The organism is Streptomyces sp. NBC_01264, assembly GCF_026340675.1.
In the GTDB taxonomy this organism is placed as follows: domain Bacteria; phylum Actinomycetota; class Actinomycetes; order Streptomycetales; family Streptomycetaceae; genus Streptomyces.
In genome coordinates this window covers 1,225,741-1,250,661 of record NZ_JAPEOX010000001.1, presented here as the reverse complement: position 1 = coordinate 1,250,661, position 24,921 = coordinate 1,225,741, and the positions used below count along the sequence as shown (strand labels likewise).

General features: G+C 70.5%; 19 protein-coding genes and 1 pseudogene. 9 read left to right on the top strand and 11 right to left on the bottom strand.

Going from position 1 to position 24,921, the window contains the following annotated elements; all coding sequences use genetic code 11:
* The first annotated feature begins 280 nt into the window (after positions 1 to 280).
* Entirely contained in the window at positions 281 to 979 is a 699-nt protein-coding gene (locus tag OG435_RS05645; RefSeq protein ID WP_266881540.1) for an ABC transporter ATP-binding protein, read from the top strand.
* A 5-nt stretch (positions 980 to 984) separates the two neighbouring features.
* Here OG435_RS05645 and OG435_RS05640 read toward each other — a convergent pair whose 3' ends face one another.
* Both OG435_RS05640 and OG435_RS05635 read right to left on the bottom strand, forming a co-directional pair.
* Positions 985 to 3,297 (bottom strand): FtsX-like permease family protein, encoded by a 2,313-nt coding sequence (locus tag OG435_RS05640; RefSeq protein WP_266875692.1) that lies wholly within the window; start codon positions 3,295 to 3,297, stop codon positions 985 to 987.
* On the bottom strand, positions 3,294 to 4,052 hold the full coding sequence (locus OG435_RS05635; RefSeq protein ID WP_266875691.1) for an ABC transporter ATP-binding protein: 759 nt from the start codon (positions 4,050 to 4,052) through the stop codon (positions 3,294 to 3,296). Before OG435_RS05635 ends, OG435_RS05640 begins: the two co-directional genes overlap by 4 nt.
* 188 nt (positions 4,053 to 4,240) lie before the next feature.
* Between OG435_RS05635 and OG435_RS05630 the strand changes: the two genes are divergently transcribed.
* Together OG435_RS05630 and OG435_RS05625 are read left to right on the top strand one after the other, a co-directional pair.
* The gene (locus tag OG435_RS05630; RefSeq protein WP_266875690.1) at positions 4,241 to 5,137 is read left to right on the top strand and encodes a sensor histidine kinase; all 897 of its coding nucleotides are present in this window, start codon (positions 4,241 to 4,243) and stop codon (positions 5,135 to 5,137) included.
* Positions 5,138 to 5,214: 77 nt separating this feature from the next.
* Positions 5,215 to 5,868 carry a response regulator gene (locus OG435_RS05625; RefSeq protein WP_266881539.1) on the top strand — a complete coding sequence of 218 codons (654 nt, stop codon included), beginning with the start codon at positions 5,215 to 5,217 and terminating at the stop codon, positions 5,866 to 5,868.
* Between the two features lie 36 nt (positions 5,869 to 5,904).
* Here the strand turns inward: OG435_RS05625 and OG435_RS05620 are convergent, their stop codons facing one another.
* The 3 genes from OG435_RS05620 to OG435_RS05610 all read right to left on the bottom strand — a co-directional run bounded on the left by OG435_RS05620 (position 5,905) and on the right by OG435_RS05610 (position 9,878).
* A complete protein-coding gene (locus tag OG435_RS05620) occupies positions 5,905 to 6,408 on the bottom strand; it encodes a GNAT family N-acetyltransferase (protein ID WP_266875689.1) in 504 nt (167 codons plus the stop codon).
* A gap of 64 nt (positions 6,409 to 6,472) precedes the next feature.
* Positions 6,473 to 8,398, bottom strand: a complete 1,926-nt coding sequence (locus tag OG435_RS05615; RefSeq protein ID WP_430625585.1) for a helix-turn-helix domain-containing protein — start codon at positions 8,396 to 8,398, stop codon at positions 6,473 to 6,475.
* Positions 8,399 to 8,489: 91 nt separating this feature from the next.
* The gene (locus tag OG435_RS05610) at positions 8,490 to 9,878 is read right to left on the bottom strand and encodes an MFS transporter (RefSeq protein ID WP_266875687.1); all 1,389 of its coding nucleotides are present in this window, start codon (positions 9,876 to 9,878) and stop codon (positions 8,490 to 8,492) included.
* Between the two features lie 532 nt (positions 9,879 to 10,410).
* Here OG435_RS05610 and OG435_RS05605 point away from each other — a divergent pair.
* The 3 genes from OG435_RS05605 to OG435_RS05595 all read left to right on the top strand — a co-directional run bounded on the left by OG435_RS05605 (position 10,411) and on the right by OG435_RS05595 (position 15,073).
* Positions 10,411 to 12,297, top strand: coding sequence for an ATP-dependent nuclease (locus OG435_RS05605; protein ID WP_266875686.1), 1,887 nt, complete (start codon positions 10,411 to 10,413; stop codon positions 12,295 to 12,297).
* A gap of 3 nt (positions 12,298 to 12,300) precedes the next feature.
* Entirely contained in the window at positions 12,301 to 14,196 is a 1,896-nt protein-coding gene (locus tag OG435_RS05600; RefSeq protein WP_266875685.1) for a UvrD-helicase domain-containing protein, read from the top strand.
* Positions 14,197 to 14,824: 628 nt separating this feature from the next.
* Positions 14,825 to 15,073: a zinc-binding dehydrogenase gene (locus tag OG435_RS05595; protein ID WP_266875684.1), complete on the top strand. Its 249-nt coding sequence runs from the start codon at positions 14,825 to 14,827 to the stop codon at positions 15,071 to 15,073.
* Between the two features lie 294 nt (positions 15,074 to 15,367).
* On the opposite strand, the gene OG435_RS05590 is transcribed toward OG435_RS05595, so the two are convergent.
* A complete protein-coding gene (locus tag OG435_RS05590; RefSeq protein ID WP_266875683.1) occupies positions 15,368 to 15,541 on the bottom strand; it encodes a CsbD family protein in 174 nt (57 codons plus the stop codon).
* Positions 15,542 to 15,881: 340 nt separating this feature from the next.
* Here OG435_RS05590 and OG435_RS05585 point away from each other — a divergent pair, with 340 nt between their 5' ends.
* Both OG435_RS05585 and OG435_RS05580 read left to right on the top strand, forming a co-directional pair.
* A complete protein-coding gene (locus OG435_RS05585; protein ID WP_266875682.1) occupies positions 15,882 to 17,798 on the top strand; it encodes a PAS domain S-box protein in 1,917 nt (638 codons plus the stop codon).
* Positions 17,799 to 17,895: 97 nt separating this feature from the next.
* A pseudogene (locus OG435_RS05580) lies at positions 17,896 to 18,342 on the top strand (NUDIX hydrolase).
* A gap of 90 nt (positions 18,343 to 18,432) precedes the next feature.
* On the opposite strand, the gene OG435_RS05575 reads toward OG435_RS05580, so the two are convergent.
* The gene (locus OG435_RS05575; protein ID WP_266875681.1) at positions 18,433 to 19,164 is read right to left on the bottom strand and encodes a MerR family transcriptional regulator; all 732 of its coding nucleotides are present in this window, start codon (positions 19,162 to 19,164) and stop codon (positions 18,433 to 18,435) included.
* Positions 19,165 to 19,218: 54 nt separating this feature from the next.
* On the opposite strand from OG435_RS05575, the gene OG435_RS05570 reads away from it, so the two are divergent.
* Positions 19,219 to 19,506 (top strand): hypothetical protein, encoded by a 288-nt coding sequence (locus OG435_RS05570; protein WP_266875680.1) that lies wholly within the window; start codon positions 19,219 to 19,221, stop codon positions 19,504 to 19,506.
* 84 nt (positions 19,507 to 19,590) lie between these two features.
* Here the strand turns inward: OG435_RS05570 and OG435_RS05565 are convergent, their stop codons facing one another.
* From OG435_RS05565 to kdpF, 4 genes are all read right to left on the bottom strand, one after another.
* Complete coding sequence (locus tag OG435_RS05565) at positions 19,591 to 20,148, bottom strand: hypothetical protein (protein WP_266875679.1); 558 nt, start codon at positions 20,146 to 20,148, stop codon at positions 19,591 to 19,593.
* A gap of 110 nt (positions 20,149 to 20,258) precedes the next feature.
* Positions 20,259 to 22,187, bottom strand: coding sequence for an NAD-binding protein (locus tag OG435_RS05560; protein WP_266875678.1), 1,929 nt, complete (start codon positions 22,185 to 22,187; stop codon positions 20,259 to 20,261).
* A gap of 4 nt (positions 22,188 to 22,191) precedes the next feature.
* A complete protein-coding gene (locus OG435_RS05555; RefSeq protein ID WP_266875677.1) occupies positions 22,192 to 24,789 on the bottom strand; it encodes a sensor histidine kinase in 2,598 nt (865 codons plus the stop codon).
* Positions 24,790 to 24,791: 2 nt separating this feature from the next.
* On the bottom strand, positions 24,792 to 24,881 hold the full coding sequence (kdpF, locus tag OG435_RS05550; protein ID WP_266875676.1) for a K(+)-transporting ATPase subunit F: 90 nt from the start codon (positions 24,879 to 24,881) through the stop codon (positions 24,792 to 24,794).
* Positions 24,882 to 24,921 lie beyond the last annotated feature (40 nt).

Below are 24,921 nucleotides of genomic sequence, written 5' to 3'. Positions count from 1 at the left end.
CCCCCGTCCCGGACTGGTCGCCCCGGATACCGGACGACGCTGCCAGATTCGAACGGTCAGCGGAAGGGGCTTGCGTGAAGAGTGCAACGAATGAACAAATCGGGGCGGGCGGAACGCTGGAGCGCCGTTTCATCCGCTCATCCGCTGGAGGGGGAGCCGCAGCATGACGCAGGGTCAGGAACAGGATGACGAACTGGATCAGGAGCGGCGACAGGAGCCGGGGCCGGGGCAGGGGCAGGGGCTGGGGGAGGGACTGGGGCGGGACGCCGAGGCGCTGCCGATGGTGGTGGTCGACGACGTACGGCGCAGCTTCGGTACGGGGCAGCAGGCGGTCCACGCCCTGCGCGGAGTCTCCTTCGAGGTCCGCCGCGGCGAACTCACCGCGCTCAAGGGGAGGTCCGGCTCCGGCAAGACCACCCTGCTGAACCTGGTCGGCGGCCTCGACACCCCGACCGGCGGCAGCGTCGCCCTCGACGGCACCGACCTGGCCGGGCTCGACGAGGACGGCCGCCTCGCGCTGCGCCGCGACCGGATCGGCTTCGTGTTCCAGTCCTTCGGGCTGATCCCCGCCCTGACCGCCGTCGAGAACGTCGGGATCCCGATGCGGCTGCGCAAGATGCCGGCGAAGCAGCGCGAGGAACGGGCGCGCACCCTGCTCGCCCTCGTCGGCCTCTCCGAACACACTGAGCAGCGCCCCGGCGAACTCTCCGGCGGCCAGCAGCAGCGGGTCGCCGTCGCGCGGGCCCTCGCGAACGAGCCCGATCTGATCATCGCCGACGAGCCGACCGGCCAGCTCGACTCCGACACCGGCCGGCAGATCATGCGGCTGCTGCGCGCGGTGGTGCGCAGCGAGGGCGTCACGGCGCTGGTCGCCACGCACGACCCGGCGCTGATGGAACTGGCGGACCGGGTGGTGGAACTGCGCGACGGGCGGATCGTGGAGGCTTCGGCGTCCGCGGAGGATGACCCGCAGGGCTGAGTGCCCTACTCCGTGTGCAGGGCCGCCGCGATGGTCATCCGGGCCGCCGAGCGGGCCGGGACCAGGGCGCCCAGGACGGCGATCAGGACCCCCGCGCACAGCATTCCGGCGAGCTGCGGCGCGTGCCAGACGTCCTTCATCGACTCGGGGAAGGCGACGATGCCCACGTTGTCCACGACGAGCCGGTGCGCGACGATCCCGAGGGGAATCCCGAGCAGCCCGCCGACCAGGCCGAGTCCCGTCACCGAGGTCACCGTCATCGCGACCACCTGGCGCGGGGTCATGCCGATCGACTTGAGCATGCCCAGGTCGCGGCGGCGGTCGCGGGTGTTCAGCAGGACGGTGTTGAAGACGCCGAGCGAGGCGACGAGCGCCAGCATGAGCGAGAAGACCGAGGAGAAGCCGACGACCGTGGTGGTGGCGGCGTTGACCTTGGCGGAGTCCACCACCTCGGCGTGCAGTCCGGGGTCGGCCGCGTCGACGGCTTCCGCGTAGGCGCGGGTGTCCGCGCCCGGGGCGAGCTGGACGGTGTACTCGATCGCGCTGCTGTCCGGGGCGAGTCGGCCGAGGGTCTCCCACGTGGATTCGACGGAGCGGGCGTCGCTGTCGATCAGCTGGCCGACGATGGTCGCGGCCGTCCGCCTCCCGTTGGCTTCCAGGGTGACCCGGTCGCCCACCGCCAGCCCGCGTTCGGTGAGGAACGCGGGGCCCGCCGCGATCTCACCGGGTCCGGCGGGCGGCCGGCCCTCCACGAACGCGGCATCAGGGGAAGAGAGGCTCCCCCGGTAGAAGGTCCCGAACGCGGGTTGCGCGTAGCCGACCAGGCCGACTTGGATCAGCGCGCGGGCCCGTACCTCCTGTGCGCCCAGTGACCGCAGCCGCTCCTCGATCTGAGCGTCGCTCAGCAACGGCTTCGTGTGGTTCTCGCCGTGGCCGCCGACCAGGACGTCGACCACCGGTCCGCCGGGACCGCGGCCGGTCTGCGCGTACGAGACCATCGTGCTGGTCAGACCGGTCGCCAGGGTCACCGTGGCGACACCGAGGAGGATGGCGGCCGTGGTCATGAAGGCGCGGCCGGGTCGGGCGAAGGGGTGGCCCAGACCCAGGCTGACGGAGCGCGGCAGTCGCGAGGAGGCGAGCACGCGCTGGACGCGCAGCCCGCGTCCGGTGCGGGGCGCGCCGCCCGCGCTGATGGCCTGCGCGGCCGGCAGCCGGTGTGCGCGCAGGGCCGGTACGAGCGCGGTCAGCAGGACGAGGGCGGGCATCCCGGCCAAGCACGCGGCGCTCACCCAGGGCGGGACGGTGCCCACACCCGCCATCCCCGTCTCGATGCCGGAGAAGGCGATCCGCAGGATGGGGGCGGCCAGCGCGTTGCCGAGCAGGGTGCCCAAGACGCAGCCGGCCACGGCGGGGAGCGAGACCATCGTCAGATAGACGGCGACGACCTGGTTCGGCGTGAAGCCGATGGCCTTGAGGACGCCGATGTGCCGGTTGCCGGAGACCACGGCGCCGCTGACCACGTTCGCGACGATCAGGGCGGAGACGAGCAGGCCGAGGACGCCGAAGAGGGCGATGAAGGGGAGGTAGGCGTCCGCCCGGGCGGAGAAGGCCTTCTTGAGGGTGAGATAGGTCTGCGCGGCCGTCAGCGAGTCCGGGGGGAGTCCGTCCGTGGCCCGGGCGAGCGAGTCGCGCAGCTGCGCGCCGGTGGACGGGTCGGTGAAGCGGTAGAGCATCTGCGTGGACGTGGGGTGGAGGGCCGCGGCCTGCTCGGGCGTCACCCAGGCCGCGGCCGACTTGCTCATGCTCGTCGCGAAACCGACGACGGTGAGTGTCGGGCGCCCGGGCACCTCCAGCTCGGTGCCGAGGAGATCGGCGTACGGGGTCCCGTCCACCGCCCAGTTGGCGACGATCTCGCCGGGTCCTCGCGGCCAGTGCCCCATCAGGACGTCGACCCGGTCCACCGGGCCCGCCGGATCGGCGCGGCCCACCACGGTGAGCGGTCCGGGCGGCATCCAGAGCCAGCTCTCGGGGACGTCGACGACGGCCTGGGGGAACGGGCCCGCGGCGGCCGCGACACCGGGGCGGTGAGCCGTCTGCGCGAGTTGGGCGTCGGAGACCTTCGCCGGGTCGTACGTGGCCACGGTGTGCGCGCCGCGCTGCGCCGTGTACGCCTTCTCGAAGGGGCCCGAGGCGGCGGCGAGCAGACCGAGCGCGAGCAGGACGGTCGTGGTGGAGCAGAGGACGACGAGGCCGATGACGAAGGTCTGGACCCTGCGGCGCTTCACGGCGGCGCGGGAGGCCCGCCACACGGCGCTCACGCGGAACGCTCCAGGTTTCCGCCATCCACGGTCTCGCCGTCCAGGGCGCGTTCGCGGGCGACGCGGCCGTCGGCCATCTCGACGAGGCGGCCCGCGCAGCGGGTCGCCAGGTGCGGGTCGTGGGTGACGATCAGCAGGGTCTGGCCTATCTGGTTGAGGTCGATCAGGAGGTCCATCACCTGCTCGCCGGAACGGCTGTCCAGGGCGCCGGTCGGCTCGTCGGCCAGGAGCAGCGCCGGTCGGTTCATCAATGCTCGGGCCACGCCCACGCGTTGGCGTTCGCCGCCGCTGAGCGTCGTGGGGTAGTTGTTGCGGCGGTCGGCGACCCCGAGCTCGTCGAGGAGTTCCAGGGCGCGGCGCCGGGCCTGGCGGGCGGAGGTACCGGTGAGCTGGGCGGCGAGCGCCACGTTGTCGAGCGCCGGCAGGTCGTCGATGAGGTTGAAGAACTGGAAGACCATGCCGACGTCGCGGCGGCGGTAGAGGGCGAGGCCGGTCTCCGTCAGGCCGCCGAGGTCCTGGCCGTTCACGCTGATGGTTCCGGCGGTGGGCCGGTCCAGGCCGGCCACCATGTTGAGCAGCGTGGACTTTCCGCAGCCGGAGGGGCCCATCACGGCGACGGCTTCGCCCCGGCGGATCTCCAGGGACAGGGCGTCGAGCGCCAGGGTGTCGCCGTACTCCTTGGATACGCGGTCCAGGCGGACGACGACCCGGGGGGCGCTGTCGGCGCTGCCGGCGCTGTCGTGATGAGGTGTCATGGCACGAACCTAGAAGGCCGGTCCGAGGTGCCGCGTCACCCCCCGGATGTAAGCGGGAGCCCACGTCATCCTGGGGATGTACGCGGGGGGAGAACCTGGAGGGTGATGTGGGCTACCCGGGGTGCCTGCGAGGGTTCGGGTAGGAGAATCGCGGGACGAGGATCATGGCCGGGGGAGGGGGAGTCGCTGTGACGACGGGATGCGTGGTCGCCGCCGTGGTGGCCGCGGTGGGCGCGGTGTCGGCCGGGTCCGGGCTGACCGCGGCGCTCCTGCGGGCCCGCGCGGCGCACCGGGCGGCGATCGAGGAGCGCGGCTGGCTGCTGGAGCGGGAGCGGGAGACCGCGGCCCGCACCGCGGTGGACGCGGAGCGGGCCCGGATAGCGGCGGAGCTGCACGACATAGTCAGCCACAACGTCAGCCTGATGATCGTCCAAGCCGGGGCCGCTCGCGAGGTGTTGGCGACCATGCCGGTGGAGGCGGCGGCCGCGATGGCCGCCGTGGAGAAGGCCGGGCGCACGACCATGACCGAACTGCGGCACCTGCTGGGGCTGCTCGCGCCCGCGCAGGACGGCAAGGACGAGCCGTACGGGGGCGGAGTCGGTGAAAGACGGGATCCGGCGGCGGAGTTGGCGCCGCAGCCCAGCCTGAGCCGGCTGAGTCCGCTCATCGACCGGATAGCCTTCGCCGGGCTGCCGGTGGAGGTCCGGATATCCGGAGAACCCCGGCCGCTGCCGGCCGGGATCGACGTCACCGCCTACCGGATCATCCAGGAGGCGCTGACCAACGCACTCAAACACGGGGACGGGGTGAAAGCCGAGGTGACGGTGAGATACGCGGATCAGGCGCTGAGGGTCGAGGTGCTCAACAGCGGACCGAGCGTGCTGTCCGGGGACCGGATACCCGGGGCCACGGGGACGCCCGCCCCGGGAGCCTCCTCCGCGGCGCGCCCGAAGGCGGACGGCGCCGGGCACGGGCTGATCGGGCTGCGCGAGCGGGTCGCCGTGTACGGAGGGGACTTCGACGCGCGCCGCCGCCTCGGCGGCGGCTACCGGGTCCGCGCCCGCCTCCCGTTGGAGCGGCCGTGACCACGCACGCCGCGGCCGCCGGGCCGGACCCGAGTGCCGCCGGGCCGGGCCGGACGACAGCCGGGCCCCGAGTCGTCATCGCCGACGACCAGGAACTCGTCCGCGCCGGATTCCGCATGATCCTCACCGCCCGGGGGATCGACGTGGTGGGGGTGGCGGCCGACGGGGTGGAGGCCGTCTCGGAGGTGCGCCGGCTGCGCCCCGACGTGGTCCTGCTCGACATACGCATGCCCCGTCTGGACGGACTGGAGGCCGCACGGCAGATCATCGCAGAGGCTCCGGAATGCCGGGTGATCATGCTGACCACCTTCGACCTCGACCAGTACGTCTACGCCGCCCTCGCCGCCGGAGCCAGCGGGTTCCTGCTCAAGGACGTCACTCCCGAGCACCTCGCCAACGCCGTCCGGCTCGTCGACACCGGCGACGCGCTGCTCTCCCCGTCGATCACCCGCCGACTGGTGGAGCGCTGCGCCTCGGCATCGGCCGCCCGAGGTGGCGGGGTTCCGGTGTCCCACCCCGACCTGGACGCCCTCACCCCGCGGGAGCGGGAGGTGCTGACCCTCATGGGCCACGGCCTCTCCAACGCCGAACTGGCCCAGGAGTTCACGCTCAGCGAGGCCACCGTGAAGACCCATGTGGCCCGGATCTTCGCGAAGCTGAGCCTGCGCGACCGGGCCCAGGCGGTCGTGCTCGCCTACGAGACGGGCCTGGTCACCCCGGGGACGGGGTAGGGGAGTTCCGCGCGGCGTCACCCGGCCCGCCTTGTGTCACGGCAACTCGCGTGTGAGCCAGGCATGCTCACCGCGGTCGTCCGTGGCGACGTGATGCCGCTCGAAGCCGATCTTCTCCAGGACACGGAAGGACGGTGTGTTCCATGTGCCGACGGTCGACCAGAGCCGCTTCCTCCCGGTCGCGATCGCGGCATCGACCACGGCCCGGGCCGCCTCGGTGGCGTAGCCGTGGCCGTGCGTGCTCTGGAACAGTTCGTAGGCGATCTCCGGCTCCTCCAGGGTGGAGCGGCCGATGATCAGCCCGCAGTAGCCGATGAAGTCGCCTTCTTCACGGCGCTGGATGGGCAGCAGAGCGATCCCCGTGGTCCGCGTCGTGGCGAGCAGTTCCGCGATGGCCGTCCGGATGTGTTCAACCGTGCCCACCCCGTTGCCGCGTTCAGCCACCAGGTCACGGAACTCGGCGGCGTCCGACTCGGCCCACGGCCGCAGTACGAGCCGCTCGGTCTCGAGGTGGTACGCCATCGTCTCGTACGTCGTCATGCTCTCCACTCTGCCCCACGGATCACCGCGCGCTGCAGGCGGAGTGCGGGGCGTGCCTTCCGGATCAGGCCGCCGGCGGGACGGAGCCGGCCAGGAGGTGCAGGCGCAGGGCGAGTTGGAGCTCCAGGGCGCGGGCCGGACTGTTCCAGTCCTCGCCTAGGAGCCGGCTGATCCGGTCGAGTCGCTGCACCACGGTGTTCACGTGGATGTGCAGGGCCTCCTTGGCCTTGGAGAGGCTCGCCCCGTTGACGTAGTAGGCCTGGAGGGTGCGGACCAGTTCGGTGCCGCGCTGGGCGTCGTAGTCGATGACGGGGCCGAGCACCCGGTCGACGTACCCGCCGACGTCACCGTGGTCCCCGAGCAGCAGGCCGACGAAGCCCAGGTCCGGCAGGGCGGCCCCGTGACCGGTGTGGCCCAGCGCGTGCAGGGCCCGTAGGCAGCGCACGGCCTCGGCGTACACGGCGGGCAGCCCGCCCGGGTCGCCGGCCGGTCCGGCCGAGCCCACGGTGACGGGCGCCCCCAGCGCCTGCCCCAGCTCCGCGGCCAGGGAACGCGCGAGGTCCCCGGGTCGATCGGTCGGGGCGAGCAGCACGACGTGGCCCTCGTGCAGCCCGGCCAGGCCGTCGAGGCCACGGGCGCGGCGTGCCGCCTCCGTCGACAGCCGGGGCCGCAGCGCCGCGTCGCAGTGGAGCACCAGGAGGGAGTGCGGGCGTGCGAGGTCGACGCCGAGCTTGCGGGCCCGGATCGTCCGGCTGCCGCTGTCGGGGGTGTGCCCCGGGCTCCGCGGGGTCAGCAGGTCGCTGAGGAGCTCGCCGCGCACCCGGTCCTCGGTGAGGGCCACCGAGCGGCGCAGCAGCAGGAGCAGCGCCGTGACCAGGCCGGTGCGTTCGAACAGCCTCCGGTCGCTGTCCGACAGCTCCGCCCGGCCCGTCAGGGCGATGCTGCCCAGCAGTTCGTGCCCGGCCAGGACGGCGCAGACCCACACCCCGTCGACCGGCACGGCCCGGCCTCCGGAGCGGGAGGCCGCCACGCCCCGGGCGGGCGCGCCGATGGGTCCGGTGGCGACCCGGGCCAGCTCGGCGCCCTCGGCATCGTGCACGACCAGCCCGCCCCGCAGCAGCGCGGCCACTTCCCGGGCCACATCGGTGACGTCCCCGCCGCGCAGCACCAGATCGGTGAGCCGGTCGTGGGTCTCGGTGGCCAGCCGCGCGGCCTCGCTGTGGGCCCGGGCCGTCTCGGTGGCGGCGTTCAGCTCGACCAGCGCCGTACGGGTCTCCTCCAGCAGCCGCGCCCCGTCGATGGCCACGGCGGCGTGGTCGGCGAGCGAGGAGAGCAGCGCGACCGCGTCGGGGGTGAACGCGCGCACCGACCGGTCGGCGGCGTAGAGCACCCCGATGACCCGCGAGGTGACGCGCAGCGGCACACCGAGGATGCCCCGCAGTCCCTCCTCGCGCACCCCGGCGTCGATGGTGCTGGTGTGCCGGAAACGGTCGTCGGTGCGGTAGTCGGAGCTGGCGTACGGCCGGGCCGTCTGCGCGACCAGGCCGCCGAGGCCCTCGCCCATGCCGAGGCGCAACTGCTGGAAGGCTGCGGAGGCGGAGCCGTCGGTGACCCGCATGAACGTATCGCCGGCGACGGGGTCGTTGAGGGTGAGGTAGGCGCAGTCCGTGCCGAGCAGGGTCCGGGCCCGCCGCACGATGGCCCGTAGCACCGCGTCGAGATCCCGCAGGGCCGCGAGGTCGCCGGCGGTGTCGAACAGGGCGGTGAGTTCCGCCTCGCGCCTGCGGTGCTGGTCGAGCGTGCGCCGGATGTCGAGGGCGACCCGGGTCGCCTCTTCCACGAGGGCCTGATCGGCGGCGCCGGCACCGGCGGTACGGGCCTGCGCGCCGGGCCGCGCGAAGTGCTCGACGGGCGCGCCCTGGGCGAGCAGGTCCAGGAGCTGCCGCAACGCGGCGGCGGGCGGCGCGGTGGGATCGTTCACGGGGGCCATGCTGGCAGCCCTTCGCTGCGGGGTGGCGAGCGGGTCCGCCCGCCGGACCGGAGGCACCGGTCGCGGCGGGCGGACCGTGGGTCGGTCGGGCTCAGACGTGATCGGAGACCGCGGCGGCGTACCCGCTCCCCCCGGCCGGTGCCCCTACCCCCGCCCCTGACTTCGGGACGGAGAGGTCGCGGCCCCGGGTCTCGCGGGCGAGGAGGACGGTGAGGGTGGTGACGAGGGCGGCCGCCGACAGGTACACGGAGACCGGTACGGAGGATCCGTAGTCCTTCAGGAGCTCGACCGCGATGATCGGGGCCAGGGCCCCCGCGACGATCGAGGCGAGCTGGGAGCCCATCGAGGCGCCCGAGTAGCGGACCCTGGTGTCGAACATCTCCGAGATGAAGGCGGCCTGCGGCCCGTACATGGCCCCGTGCAGCAGCAGCCCGGTGGTGACCGCGAGGGTGATGACGGTGAACGACTTGGAGTCCACCAGCGCGAAGAACGCGAACGCCCACGCCGCCATGCCCACCGAACCGATCAGCGTCACCGGCCGGCGGCCGATCCGGTCCGACAGCGCGCCCCAGGCCGGGATGGTCAGGAAGTGGACGGCCGAGCCGATCAGGAGCGCGTTGAGCGCGGTCGTCTTGGGGAGCCCGAGGTGGGTGGTGACGTAGACGAGGAGGAAGGAGGTGAGGACGTAGTACGAGATGTTCTCGCCGAAGCGGGTGCCGATGGCGGTCAGCACCTGCCGCCAGTCCTTGCGGAACACCTGGACCACGGGCGCCTTCTCCTGCTCGGCCGGCCCCGCGGCCGCGGCGGCGGCCTGCGCCGCGAGGAAGACGGGCGACTCGGACACGGAGAGGCGGATCCACAGCCCGACCACCACGAGGACCCCGGAAAGCAGGAACGGGATCCGCCACCCCCAGGAAAGGAACGCCGCGTCGGACTGCACGGCGGCGAGCAGCGCCAGCACCCCGGTGGCGAGCAGATTCCCCCCGGGAGCCCCGGACTGCGGCCAGGAGGCCCAGAACCCGCGGTGCTCGGCCCCACCGTGCTCGGACACGATCAGCACGGCCCCACCCCACTCGCCGCCCAGCGCGAACCCCTGCACCAGACGCAGCGCGGTCAGCAGGATCGGCGCTCCGACCCCGATGCTGGCGTGCGTGGGCAGCAGCCCCATCGCGAAGGTCGCCCCGCCCATCATGAGCAGACTCAGCACGAGCAGCTTCTTGCGCCCGACCTTGTCCCCGAAATGCCCGAAGACGACCCCGCCCAAGGGCCGGGCGAGGAACCCGATGGCGTAGGTGAGGAAGGCGATCAGCGTGCCCGTGAGGGGATCGGCGGTGGGGAAGAACAGCTTGTTGAAGACGAGGGCGGCGGCGGTCCCGTAGAGGAAGAAGTCGTACCACTCGATGGTGGTCCCGATGAGACTGGCGGCGACGATCCGTCTGATGCCGGACGGAGCCTGTGGGGCCGTTGCGGTGGAGGCCATGTGAACCACTTCCAGGGTGTCTGCGGGGACGTCGGGTGTGGCCACAACGTAGAAGTCCGCAGGTCAGCGGCATATGTGGCGTGCCATCACAATCAACCCCACTCAAGTGTGCCGCACCACCACACGACCTGAAACGATCCCCTCGGATCCCTCCGGAAGAAGGCGGGAAGCCTCCGCCGGAATTGCAGAGTTGCGCCTGATTTGGGGATGCGGTGCTGACTCCCGTGCTGACTTGGTGCTGACCTGAAACCCCATGTCAGCACCCCTGGCAACCTGTCCCGTGCTGACTTGGTGCTGACTACGCCGCGTTGAAATCCGACATCTGCGACAAACCGGTTCCGATGGATGCGCCAAGGTCGGTCGAAGGTCGCGATCCCTCATGTGTGGCGCTGCTGGCCCGTGGGTCGGATATCCGCTCGAGGAGGCTGGTTCGAGGCGTACGATTTCCCGAATAGCCGCGCACAACTGGGGAGTGTGGCGCGGGGGATGCGCCTGCGCCCACCTGGGACGCCGGTCCTTCGGTGGGGGTGCCGTGTATCTTGCCACGCTGACGGCTGAGAACTTCCGTGTCTTCGGTGCCCGGAGATCGCCCGAGGAACCGGGAGATGCGCTCGAACTGGAGCTGACACCCGGTGTAACCGTTCTTCTGGGCGAGAACGACGCCGGGAAGACGGCCGTCGTCGACGCCATTCGGCTGTGTCTCCTGACGACAGCTGCGGATTTCTATCGTGTCACCAAGGACGATTTCCACGTTGGGCCAGGCGGGCGCGCGGACTTCTTCACGATCACCTGTCGCTTCATGGAGCTTTCGGAGGAGGAGCAGGGGATCTTCCTCGAGCACCTGACGACCGACTCGAGGGGAACGTCCTCCCTGTACATCAGCTTCAGGGCCGAGTTGATGGATTCCTTGCCCCCGCATCGCGTTTCGGTCACGACTCGAACGGGTCCGAATGGCGAGGGGCCCACGCTGGACGGCAAGGCGCGGGAGCACTTGAAGGCGACGTACCTTCGCCCGCTTCGTGACGCCGAGGGGGAGATGCGGGCCGGTCGGGGTTCCCGGCTGTCGCAGATCCTTGCCGGATATCCCACGATGAAGGCCGAGGGCGCGGACGATTTCACAGCCGGCGATGACTCGGCCAGCACGCTGGTCGGCATCCTGCGCCGTGCCGAGCACCACATCCGTTCCAACAAAGCCGTAAAGGCTGCCCTGGATGACATCAACAAGGGCTACCTGGAGAAGTTCTCCATCGGGAGCGACGTCCTCCAAGGCGAGATCGGGGTCGCCGGGGACGCCACGCTCTCCCGCGCTCTGGAGCGTCTCGAACTCAGGCTTTCGACCGGAGGGCTGGAATGGACCCGTCGCGGGCTCGGGTACAACAACGCGATGTTTATGGCCGCCGAACTCCTGCTACTGGGAAACAACGATGTGGCTCCGCTTCTTCTGATCGAGGAACCCGAGGCGCACCTTCACCCGCAGCTGCAGACGCGAGTGATGGATCTACTGCTCGATCGGGCAGCAGGTGGGGCGAGCGCCGGTGACCCGAGGGTCCAGGTCGTCCTCACCACACACAGCCCGCACCTTGCTTCCGCCGTTCCCGTGGAGCGGATCACCCTTGTTGTTGGCGGCCGTGCTTTCAGCCTTACGCCGCACGCGACCAAGCTCGACGCGAGCGACTACGCCTTCCTGTCCAAGTTCCTCGACGCGACCAAGGCGAATCTGTTCTTCGCCCGGTCGGTGGCCTTGGTGGAGGGGGACGCGGAGGCGCTGCTTCTGCCCGCTCTCGCGGAGGCTGCGGGTTGGTCGTTCAGCGAGAACGGCGTCAGCGTCGTCAACGTCGGGCACACCGGCCTCTTCCGATACAGCCGCATCTTCCAGCGCGCCGGCCAGCAGATTCCGGTGTCCGTCGCCTGCATACGCGACCGCGACCTGCTCCCTCCAAACACCCCTGCGAACATGAGTGGCCAGCTCCGGTCAGTCTCAGACATGACGCCCGAGCAGGTCGAGGAGTACGTCACGCGACTGAAGGACGGGGACGACGGCCCTGTGAAGACCTTCGTCTCCGACCACTGGACGCTGGAGTACGACCTCGCAGCGGCCTCCTGGCCCCTCGCCACTGTCATGAACCAAGCCGTACGTTCCGCCTGGGTGTCGATGAACAAGTGGCCCACCAGCGCCGAACTGATCGAAATCCAGGCTAGTGCGGCCGAGCAGGTCGAGAAGTGGCAGGAAGAGAAGATCTCCCTGGGCGAGGTGGCCATGCGCATCTACGAGCCCCTGCGGAGAAAGCCCGGGAAGCAGGCCAGCAAAGCGATCGCGGCACAGTACGCGGCACAGCTGCTCACGCCGAGGTCCCTCGCCCGATCCAACCTCCCCCCGTACCTGCGCGACGCGTTCGGTTACCTCTGTGGAGGGGCGTGAGTCATGGAACTGCCTCTGACGCCGGACACTCTGTCCAAGGACAAGGCCGAGACGGTCGCGGCCGAGATGGGGCTCACCCTCCCGCACCAAGAGCAGTGGGACTTCCTCCAGAGCCTCCACACCATGGACCTGCAGGCAGCGCCAGGCTCAGGCAAGACGAGCCTGGTCGGCCTCAAACTGGCGCTTCTCGCCCAGGGCTGGACGTCCGCAACCCAGGGGGTCTGCGTCCTTTCCCACACCAATACGGCCAAGGACGAGATCAAGCAACGGATCACCACTGCCACGGCCGGCCGCAGGTTCCTCGGCTACCCGCACTTCATCGGCACCATCCAGTCCTTCACACACACGTTCCTCGCCGCCCCCGCGAGCAGAGCCCAGGGCGGGCGGATCGTCGTAGTGGACGACGCGGCCTACGCAGCAGCGGCCCAACGCACGCTCATGAAGGGCTGGGACTACGCCAACCTCCGGTCCACGCTGAAGCACCAGCAGGACGCTGAGCGCCTCTTGTCCGATGCCCAGTTCGTCTGCGACGGCGGCGACCTGAACGTGATCTCCTACCGCAGGCTGCCGTTCAGGCCAGAGTCCAAGAGCGGCGGGGAGTTCACAGCGCTCAAGCGCCGTTTGGCATGGGCAGGGATATTTCGGTTCCAGGACATGTACGCCATCGCCGAAAGGCACTTGATCCGCGCGCCCCACCTCGCCCGAGCCATCTCGTCGCGCTTCCCGTTCGTCCTCCTGGACGAGATGCAGGACACCGACGCACTCCAGCAGCGCCTGCTCGACAAGGTCTTCGGATCCGGGGGCACAGTGATGCAGCGGGTGGGCGACGTGAATCAGCGCATCTTCTCCGGTCGCCCGAAGGACGACATCGGTGCCGCAGCGTTCCCGTCACCGATGGCAACTGAACTGCCAGTGAGCCGTCGATTCGGCGGCCGGATCGCCGAGCTCGCCAGCGAGCTCACCGTCCACCGCAGGCAGAAGATCATCGGTGCGGGTCTGGACGGCACGGTGGCCCTGCTCCTCTTCGATGAGCAGTCCGTCCCGGAGGTCGTGCCGGCCTTCGAGCGCCTCGCGGCGGAGATGGTCCCCGAGGGCCTGCTGTCCACCAGCCCGCCCAGGGTCCTGGGGGCTCGGAAGAGGCCAGGAGAGGCGCAGCGGTTCCCGCAAAGCGTTGCCTGCTACGTCCCGGAGTTCGACGCCGCCGAGAAGACGTCCGGGACGCATGGCTCCCTGGCCGACCTGGTGTGGGCCGCACGCACTCGCTGGGCACCGGGAACAAGCCGTGAGGCAGCGACAGACCTGTGGGACGGCATCCGTGCGATGGCCCGTCCCTACCTGCCGGATCAGGCAACACCGCTGCCCCCTCTGATCAAGTTGGACCGGTCTCCGGCCACTGCCGGCGGTCGGACCAGGGCGATCCTGCTCGACTTCCTCACGGGACCGGTGGAGAAGGCTGGGACCTGGGAAGCGTTCTGTGCCCGGCTGGCCGTTGCGATTCGAGATCTGACGGGCGCCGTTGCGTGGGACCTCCGCGATACGTCGGCGCCCCTTGAACCTGCGGCTCGCCCTGCCGCACCGAGCGCCCGACCGGGGACGAGCATGGCGGGCACCATCCAGAGAGCCAAGGGAGAAACACATGCCGCAACACTCATCCTGGACTGCCTCGGACGCACCGGACAGAAATACGATGTCGGGCAGGCGCTAGCCTTTCTCGCAGGTCAAGGTGAACTCGCACGGGCTTCGGAGACCGTGAAGCAGGCCATGCAACTGGTATTCGTGGCCGCCACCCGTCCCACGCACCTTCTCGCCTTCGCGACCTTGAAAGAGCACGCGACGCCCCACGTGGCGGCGCTGGAGGGCAGAGGCTGGCTGATCCGCGACATATCGCCACCGCGCTGAATCGGCTGGGCCGGGCATACAAGGAGCGGCGGAAAGGCAGCTGCATGTACGGTACGCGGCCCCTTGCTCGGATGCAGGTCTCTCAGCGGCCGGACCTGTCTCCCATACCGAGGTTGACGTTCGTCCCCGTTGCTCATCTGTGCGTCCCAGCAGCTTCTTGGTCTTCTGGTGATACAGCAGTTGCACCCATGCTGACCAGCGGAAACGGCAGTCGGCGCGGCTCCTTGGCGGGGGCTGGTCCGGAATTGGTCCGGATCTTGGTCCTGGTGGTCCCCAGGCGGAGGAGCTGGCGTGGGATGGGACCTCTGGGAGCGATCCATGTCTTGCGTGCCCCCGGCAGCTCGCCAGCTGGGCCCGAGACCGTGGTCGCACCCCGCCAAGGCGCCTGGGCCCGCTGTGCCTGTCGTTGTGCGGAGGCGGCGTCTGCGCGTGCCATGGACAGGAGGTGGGGGAGCCGTCCGGCTGCTTGGGTGTTCCACCAGCAGTGGGCGTCGGGCGAGTCGTGCCGTTCGGTGTCCCCGATCACTCGCAGGGAGCGGCGCGAGAGACCGTCGAGGAGAGTGAAGAGCCGAGGGACTGCCGTCAGGCGGTGTCGGCTGGAGCCTGCCTGCCGGGTACCGCCTGGATATTGGGTGATCCCGCGAAGGTGGTGTCCGTCGCCGACCCGGCGGTCGTCGAACTCGGCGGGCAGATGGTGGTCCGCCGCGCCGAGCGCGCCGACCTGGAGCGCGTCGCCGCCCTCATGGTGGAAGGCCGCATTGATCTCCACATCACGTCGTACCCGTTCCACCGGGCAGCGGAAGCACTCGCCCTGGTCGAGAGCGGTCGTGCCCTCGGTAAGATCGTCATCGACATGACGGCACCCTCCGTCTACTGACTTCGGCGCTTCAAGACGAGGCAGGGTCGTCGAGGGTGAGGCCGGTGCCGGCCATGAAGCCACCGCCGGCTCCAGCGTGTCGCCGAGAGCGTTCGCTCGACTGGCGCCGTGCGTGCCGTTCGCATCGTTACGTCGCGAACACGGCCACGGCTGCCTCCCGGCATCGGAACACCACCATCACCGTCCACCCTGTTCCCCCGACACGGCACGCCATGGGGATGTGTGCTGGGCCCCGACCTGGGGGTAGGTCGGGGCCCAGCAGGGGTGCGTCGGCCGCGGGGCCGTGCGCGTGTGTCAGTGGCGGAAGGTGTCCTTGACGTCTTCCTTGGTCTGGCGGGTCTTGCCCTTGGCCTGGTCCGCGTGGCCTTCGGCGGTCATCCGCTCGTTGCCCGCCATGCGGCCCATGGCCTCCTTGGCCTTGCCCTTGGCCTGCTCGACCTGCGCCTTGGTCTTCTCCGTGCCCGACATCGGGACCTCCTCGTGTAGTACCGGATTGGTCGTGACGACCCTCCTGCTCCCGATCCCCGACCGCAAACCCCCAGCCTCGGCCTTATGGGCAGATCAAAGCCATCACCTCCGCCCTTGCCGGACGTCGGCCGGGCCGCCCTGGTCTACACGCCCCCACGCCCCGTCCACGCGGCCGGACCTGGCCATCGACCTCGAGGAACTCGCAACCCGCTTGCGGTCGCATCCCGGGCGTGGTCACACCCGGTCTTTTGCGTACATGTTGTGGTCATCAGGTGAGGTGATGTGTGGGGGCGTGGTCGGATGTCGGTTTCGGTGGTGTTCGGCGAGTGCGAGGCGCGACATGACGACAACGACCGAGGAACCCTTCCGTGCCCTTCTGGAAGCGGCACCGGACGCGATGGTGATCGTGGACGACGCGGGTGTGATCCGGCTGGTGAACGCCCAGACGGAAGCACTGTTCGGCTACCCCCGGCAGGAGCTGCTCGGCCGGCCCATCGACGTCCTGGTACCCGAGCGTTTCCGCGGGCTCCACCCGCACCACCGGATGGGGTACGCGGCCAGCCGTCAAGTCCGACCCATGGGGGCCGGGCTGGAGCTGTACGGGCTGTGCCGGGACGGGCGCGAGTTTCCCGTCGAGATCAGCCTCAGTCCCTTGCAGACCGCCGACGGCCTGCTCATCTCCGCGGCCGTACGCGATGTGAGCGAGCGCAAGGCTGCCGAGGCACTTTTCCGGGCACTCCTGGAGGCCGCCCCCGACGCGATGGTCATCGTCGACGACCGCGGCACGATCCAACTCGTCAACGCCCAGACGGAAGCGCTCTTCGGTCACACTCGGGCGGATCTCCTGGGCCGGCCTGTCGAGATCCTCGTCCCGGAGAGGTTTCGCGGTCATCACTCCCACTTCCGGCAGGGCTACTTCGTCGACCGCCAGGTCAGACCCATGGGCGCCGGGCTGGAACTGCACGGTCTGTGCCGGGACGGGCGCGAGTTCCCCGTCGAGATCAGCCTCAGCCCCCTGGAAACCCCGGACGGAACTCTCGTGTCGGCGGCCATCCGTGACGTGAGCGACCGCAAGGCCGCCGAGGACAAGCTCGCCGAACTCTACGAACAGCAGCGCCACGTAGCCCTCACCTTGCAGCGCAGCCTCATGGGATCGCCGGCGGCGGTCCCGGGGATGCCGACAGCGAGCCGGTACTTTCCGGCTCGCCTGGGCGCGGGTGTGGGCGGCGACTGGTTCGACCTGATCCCCCTGGGCGGTGGCCGGGTCGGTGTCATGATCGGCGACGTCATGGGCCGCGGGCTGGAGGCCGCCGCCGTCATGGGCCAGCTCCGCTCGGCCTCACACGCGCTGGCCAAGACCGGCATGCCGCCCTGGCAGTTGATGCGCGCCCTCGACGCGGTGGTCAGCGAACTCCCGGATCAGTTCGTCACCTGCTGCTACCTGGTCGTCGATGCGGACGCCGCGGAGCTGACCGTCTGCTCGGCCGGGCACCTCCCCTTGCTCCTCGCCGCCCCCGACGGCCAGGTGAGTCGCCTCGCCGTCGACGTCAGCGTGCCGCTCGGCGTCGGCGAGGTACCACACCACGAGAGCCGCCACGCCGTGGAACCCGGCTCGGTCCTCGCCCTCTACACCGACGGACTGGTCGAAACCCCGGGCAGCGACATCGAGGAACAAGTCGACCGCCTGTCCTTGGCACTGGCCAAAACCTGCGCCGACGCCGAGTGCCTCGAAGCGATGGCCGACTGCCTCCTCGGCGAGATGCTTCCCGACGCCGACGCGGACGACTATGCGGACGACGTAACCCTCCTCCTCGTCCACATCCCCGACTCACCAGTCACCTCACAGACTGTGGTGCTCCCCGCCCAGCCCAGCAGCGTTCCCCAAGGCCGCCGGTTCCTGCTCTCCACCCTCGCACTGTGGGGGAGAGACGACGACCAACTGTGCGACACCGCCTGTCTCCTCACCTCCGAGCTGCTCTCAAACGCGGTGAACCACAGCTGCGGCCCGGTCCGGCTGCGCGTACGGCAGGCCGGGCGCGAACTCAGCGTCGAGGTGTGCGACGGCAGCCCCGTCCTCCCACAGGCACGGTTCGCCTCGCACGACGCCGAGTCCGGACGGGGCCTGCTCCTGGTCGACTCCCTCGCCGAGGCCTGGGGCACCCTGCCGACATCCGAGGGCAAAGCCGTCTGGTTCTCCCTCCCCCTGCCCCCGTCGGTGAGAGGAGAACCAGGCCAGGAGGCCCGGGGCCGTCTCTGAAGTGGATCGCCGCCGGTGGGGACTGTGATTCCGGCGGCAGGGATGGCTACGCGATGCAGGGAATGGGAACGGTACGACCTGGCGATCGCGGACGTCCATGCGTATCTCCGAGTCCAGGTTGAACAGGGAGGCTTTGGTGTCTGTGGCCGATGGGTCTGAGCGACCTGTTGCCGCCGCTGTGGTGGTGTACAGGGGGCGGGTGCTGTTGGTGCGGCGTCGCATCGCGGAGGGCCACCTGTCCTGGCAGCTCCCGGCCGGAAAGGTGGAGCCGGGGGAGTCGTATGAGGCTGCGGCCGTCCGGGAGGCACGGGAGGAGACCGGGTTGCTTGTGATTGCGGGTGGGCTGCTCGGTGAGCGAGTCCATCCCGCTACCAACAGGCCGATGTCCTAAACGGCCTGCGATGTGCTCAGCGGTACGGCGCACGTTGCGGCAGCGCGGGAGGTCGCCGAGGTCGTTTGGATCACGCGCGGCCAGATCCCGGTGTATGTGCCGCAGGGGCTCTTTGCGCCGGTGCAGACGTACTTGGACGGTGTCCTCGGCTGATCGGCTTGACTGGGAGTGGGGTGGCGAGGTGGCCGGTGCGGTGGCGGCTGATCCGTGCGCCGCCGAGACCGTGCGTGGGTTCGCGGCGGGTCACGCGTCCAGTTGCGCGCGGATGAGTGCGTCGAGGCGCTGCCATGCCGGAGAAGAGGCGTTGACAGTGCCCTGGATGAGGGCGGGGATCTCGGAGGCCTCGTCCTGTCCTGGCAGTTCGTGGGGTCCGTTGCGTTCCCGGGTCGCTTTGGCGATCCGGTGAGCGAGGTCGTCGATGTGGGGGTCGTCGGCGTCGAGGTCGTACGCGTGGTCGTAGTCGAGGAAGAGTTGCCGTGTCACCGGGGCAGACAGGGTCTCGGCCTGGTCGTGGAACAGGGTGGTCGCGAGTTCCGGGTGGGTGGCGAACACAAGGATCCACAAGTCGCGTTGCAGGTCCACCCACCGAGGGGTGAATCCCCAGTCGGCCAGGTGCTCCAGATGAGTATCGACCTCCATGGGCAAGGGTGACAGCTGCCCGGCGGCGAGCCGGCGCAGGCGTCCCCGTGTTGTCCGCAAGCCGCGGATCCGGGCGGTGAGCTCGTCCTCGATCTCGCGCAGCGCCTGCTGGAGCTCTTCGTCGGTCGCGGACCGCAGGTCGCGGATACGGGCCAGAGGGACTCCCGCTTCGGCGAGCGTCCGGATCTTGATCAGGTCGATGGCGTCCTTCGCTCCGTACCGGCGGTAGCCGGACGCGTCGCGGTCGGGCTCGGGGAGCAGTCCCTTGTCGTGGTAGACGCGGATGGTCTTGACCGATACTCCGGCGTACCTGGCCAGCTGCCCGATGGTGATCACCCGGCGATCCTCCCACTTGACCCTTCCCCTGGGGCTGAGTTGCAGCATGGTGTCATGACGAACATGAGTTGTGATCGGGAGACGCTGCGCGCGTTGGCCGATGAGGGCAACGAGACCGCTTTGGACCGGCTGGCTGACCTTGCCGACACGGCCGGCGACCTGGAGCAGCTGAGCGAGCTCCTGGACGAGGGATCCATGCATGCAGGGCTTCTGCTCACTCGACGGGCGGTCGCGGCCAGCGACCTGCGTGCGTTGCAGCGGATCTCCGACGCCGGGTACGAGGAGGCCGGAAACGAATTGGACCGGCTCTTGAAGGCACCGACCGACGGGCATCGGCCCTGAGCACGGAGAGCACTCTGGGGACGCGGGGAACGGCGGCCGCCGGCCCCGGATCCGCCGTGACGCTCACCCTTCCCCGGCGGCCGATCACCGCAGGCCGGAGGCCCTGAAGACAGTGAGGGCCGTCTCGCGGTTGATGCGCTCCGTCAACTCACACAGGGCGATCGCCCCGTGCCGCAGAGTGCCCTGCCGGATCGACGTCCGGGCGTCCACGTCGAAGCGGTGCCACATCGCCGGGTTACGGACCAGGACGGTCGGATCGATCTCGGCCCGGTTTCCCTCCGTGTCACGGAGGATCATCCGCTGAGCCACCCCGTCGGTCCACCTGACCGAGACGAGGGAGTCCGTACGGACGGTGTGCTCCACCAGCAGTCCTCGGGCGCTCAGCAGACCGGGACCTACGGAGACCCTGGAAGGCAGCAGGATCACGAAGACGAGGGCGGCCAGCCCGGCCCAGAGGGCGCCGCGGGCCGCGTCGAGCCTGCCGCCACTCGCGTCCATGGCCAGGAGGGCCGCGTACAGGAGCGAGGCGACACCGATGGCCGTGCGCCTCTCGACAGCCCAGTGGATGTCGCGTGCGAGAGGTACCGGAGGCTCCGCCGCGGAGTGTGCGCCGGTCGCGGACTGCGTGAAACGTCGTTCCATGCAGGTGACGTTAGGGCCGGTACGAGGCTGGGCGGCGGGCCCTGACACACCGCTGATGTTCCGGTTACGGCATTTTGACGGGGGAGGCCGGCGGAGCCCAGGGTGCGGGATCAAGAGGCCGGACGAGGCCGGCGGCCTTCGGGGTGGGGCTGGACGCCCGTCATGAGGATGTCCAGGCCGCGGCGCGTGGTCACCAGCACGACGCGGTCGTCATGGTTCAGGACCCGTCCATGGGGCGGGCGCCAGTTGAAGGCGGGCTGGTCCGTGCGGAATCCGCCGAGGGTGTCGGTCGAGGACGCCGAGTGCCGGCTGGTCGTGGGGCCGACGGCGAGTACGCGCCACTCGTGCTCCTTGAAGGCCGCGTGTATCGAGCGGCCTTCGAGTTCGGGATGGCCCGCCACGTCCACGACCGTGAAGAGGAGGGAGCCGCGTTCCACCGGCATGACGCCCAGCACGTGGCGGCCCATCATCGCGGCGGCGAAGGAGGGCGCGGCCAGTGCCGAGACGCTGCGGCTGCGGGTGAGCGCGTCCGGGTAGCCGGCGCGCAGGGTGCGGGAGACGGTGGCGGCGAAGTCGTCGTCGTACAGGCGCATCACCGCACGCACGCGGGGGTTGCTCTCGCGGGCGGCCATCACGATGTCGAGGTTCTCGCCGTCGTCGTGGGTGAGGACGAGCAGTGATCTGCTGGTGCTTATGCGGGCGAGGTCGAGGACCCCAGGGGCGGCGGCGTCTTCGAGCAGCAAGGGCACGTTGAGTTCGCGTGCCAGCGGGATCCCTCGGGCCTGTGGATTCCGCTCGATGACCACGACCGTGTGGTCGGTCGTGCACAGCTGGGCCAGCGCGCGCGTGCCGATCTTGCCGAGGCCGACCAGGACGATGTGGTCATGCAGGGCCGTGTCCGGTACGTGGTTGGCCGAGGCGGCGCGGAAGGCCAGCGTGGCGTTCATGGCGGCGGCCACGACCAGGGGAAGTACGGCCAGGCCGACGAAACCCGCGATGAGCTGGAGGACCTGGCGGGCCGTGGACTCCTCGGTCGCCGGGTCGCCCATGGTGAAGATGTCCAGGAGGGGCAGGTACACCGACTTCCACAAGGGACCGTCCTCCACGAGGGCCGTCACGGTGGCCAGGAGGACCACGGCCACGCCGAGGACCCCGAAGACGGCGGTCACTTCGCGGGAGACGAAGACCCTCCAGGGCAGGTGCCCGAACCGGTCCCGCAGCCAGCCGCGGTAGTCCCGCCGGCGACGGGAGGGGGGTTCCGTCGTGCGGTGCTGGGTGACCTCTTCGAGCATGAGGCGGCCGTGCGTGAACTGGCGGTGGTAGGCGGTCGCGGTGTCGGGAAGCAGCTGGGTGCCGTTCGCGCCGGGGGTCTCCGCGCTGTCTTCGCCCAGCGGGTCGTCCATGTGGGTACCGGAGAGAACGGCGAGCGTGGCCAGGTCCGTCGCGTGGGGCGGGGCCCCGGCGGGGCGTACGACACCGCGGAACACCTTGCCCTCCACCTGGAGGGTGGGACCGTGTCCGACCGCCACCGCGGCGACCAGTTCGGGGACGGCCGTGTCGGCGTCGGAGAGGATCGTCGTGGACGCGTCGACGAAGCCGTCGTCGTACGGGGACTGAGCGGCCGCCGCCCGGTCGAGGAGAAGTTCGAGGTGGCGGCCGCGCTCCCGGTTGAACATGCGGATGACGAGGCGTACGCGCGGGTTGATGCTGCGGGCGAGCAGGGCCGCGGTCGTGTTCACCTGGTCGTCGCCGTAGGTCAGTGCGAGTGCGGCGGCACGTTCCACACCGGCCTGTCGAAGGGTCTGCTCATCGGGCCGGGCGGAGACGAGCAACTCTACGGGGGAGCGCGGATCGCGGTGCAGGGCGGCGATCTCGCCGCCGTGTCCGTCGCGACGCGAAGGCAGTACGACCGTGACGGCCTCGCCGCAGACGGCGTCGAGCTCCCGCGCAAGGCGGTGCGAGAGTCCGTCGTCACCACAAATGATCATGTGCTGGGAGCGATGCCCCGGTTCGGAGCGCAGGTGGAGGGTCGAGGTCATGCGGTCAGGGCCGCCCCGCTGTCACCTGCGGGGCGACGGGCAGGGACAGCACCATGGTCAATCCGCCCCCGGGGGTGTCCTCCGGAGTGAGCGTGCCGTCCATGGCCTCGGTGAGTCCCCGGGCCAGGGCGAGGCCGAGCCCGAGTCCGGCCGTGTTGTCGCGGTCGCCGAGGCGCTGGAACGGTTCGAAGGCGCGCTCGCGGTCGTCGGCGGCGATCCCGGGGCCGTGGTCGGCGATCCGGACTTCGACCTGCCCCGCCAGTGCACTGGCCGTCACCAGCACCGGTCGGTCCGCGGGTGCGTGGCGGACGGCGTTGTCGACGAGGTTGGCCAGTACTCGTTCGAGTAGGGGCGGATCGGCCAGCAGCGCCGGTACGGCCTCCAGGTTCTGTACGTCGATGGCGGGCCCCTGTCCGGGACTCGGGTCCAGGGAGTCCAGCGCGAGGGGAAGGACCTCCTCCAGGGTGGTGGCCCGCAGGTCGAGGGCCAGGGCCCCGGCTTGCAGACGGCTGAGGTCGAGCAGGTTCTCCACCAGGCGGTTCAACCGGTTCAGGGACACCTCGGCGGAGTCCAGTAGTTCCGCCCGGTCCTCGGCGGAGAATTCCACGTCCGGGTCGCGCAGGGAGCTGACCGCGGCAAGTGCCCCCGCCAGGGGGGTCCGCAGATCGTGGCTGACGGCCCGGAGCAGGGCCGTGCGAAGCCGGTCGGCAGCCTTGATGGGTTCGACCTCGGCGGCCGCCTCGGTCAGGCGGGCCCGCTCGACGGCGGCGCCGACGTGCGCGGCGAAGGCGGCCAGGACACGGCGCTCCGAGGACGGCAGCGTACGGCCGCGCAGGACGAGGAAGGCCCCGGGGCCGGCCGCCACCACGAGAACGGGATCCGCCTTGACGTGGGTGGGGCGTCCGCCGTCGCTTCCCGGATCCGCGGCAGGGGCTTCGGACGCTTCGGAGGCCAGCTCGACGGTGTCCATGCCGAAGGTCTCCCTCGTACGTTCCAGCAGGGCCGGAATCGTCTGGTCGCCGCGGACGATGCTGCCGGCGAGGGAGGACATCGTCTCCGCCTCGGCCGTCGCCCGCGCGGAGCGGCGGGAGAGCCGCAGGGATCTGTCGGCCGCGGCGGCCACGGTAGCGGCGACGATCGCGAACACCACCAGCGCCAGCACGCTGTCCGGGTCGCTCATGCTGAACTCGCCGATCGGCGGCATGAACCAGTAGTTCAGCAGCAGCGTGGCGGTGAGCGCCGCGATCAGGGCCGAGACCACCCCGCCGATGCAGGCCACGCCGACGACGGCCACCAGAAACAGCAGCGCCTCGCTGGTGAGGTTCAGGGTGCCGCGCATGCGGTCGAGGACGAGCGTGAGCAGGAGGGGGAGCAGCAGGGCGGCCACCGGTCCGGCGATGAGCCGCGACGTGGGGAGCGTACGGCGGCGGGAGGGCAGCAGCCGGCCGTGGCCCGCCCGCTCGTGCGTGACCATGTGGACGTCGATGTCCTCCGACAACGCCACCACGGTCTCGCCGATGCCCCGGCCGGTGAGGAATCGTTCAAGCCGACGGCGGCGGCTGGTACCGAGGACCAGTTGGGTGGCGCTCTCCGCCATGGCGAAGTCCACCAGAGCTGTGGGAACTTCGTCGCCGACGACGGAGTGGTAGCTGCCGCCCAGGTCCTCGACGAGGGCCCGCTGTCCGGTCAGCGCCGCGTGGGAGACGCCCGCGGCGAGCCCGTCGCTGCGCGCGACGTGCACGGCGAGCAGTTCACCACCGGCGGAGCGGCCCGCGATGCGTGCCGCGCGGCGGATGAGGGTCTCGCCCTCGGGTCCGCCGGTGAGGGCCACCACGACCCGCTCCCGGGTCTCCCAGACGCCCCCGATGCCGTGCTCGATTCGGTACTTGTGGAGGGCCTCGTCCACCCGGCCGGCCAGCCACAGGAGCGCCAGCTCCCGGAGCGCGATGAGGTTGCCGGGGCGGAAGTAGTTGGCGAGGGAGGCGTCGATCCGCTCCGGGGGATAGATGTTTCCGTGGGCCATCCGGCGGCGGAGTCCTTCCGGAGGTATGTCGACGAGCTCGATCTCGTGGGCACGGCGTACGAACTCGTCGGGCACGGTCTCGCGTTGCGGGACGCCGGTGATCTTCTCCACGACGTCGCTGAGCGACTCCAGGTGCTGGATGTTGAGGGTCGTCACGACGTCGATCCCGGCGGCGAGCATGTCCTCGACGTCCTGCCACCGCTTCGGGTGCCGGCCCGCCCCCGGGACGTTGGTGTGGGCGAGTTCGTCGATGAGCACCATCTGCGGCCGCCTGGACAGCAATGCTTCACTGTCCAGCTCGGAATACAGGCCGCCGCGGTACTCGTGTCCGGCGCGGGGGATGCTCTCCAGGCCGTCGAGCCTCGCCTCGGTCTGCCGGCGCCGGTGGCACTCGACGAAGCCGGCCACCACGTCCGAACCCCGGGCCGCCCGGCGATGGGCCTCGTCGAGCATCCGGTAGGTCTTGCCGACGCCGGGGGCTGCCCCGAGGAAGACCTTGAGTCTTCCGGGTCGCGTGACGGGCGGTCCCGCCTCCGAATCCGTACCCGCCTCCGGGCCGGGGGCGTGCGTGGTCGTCATCGTCAGAACTTCTCCGGGAAGAACACGGCCAGGACCAGATAGCCGGCCAGACTGACCGCGACGACGATGCCTACGATGGTTTCCGTGCTCACGCGTACCCGACTCCTCTGTGCGCCCTCAACCTGACCAGCG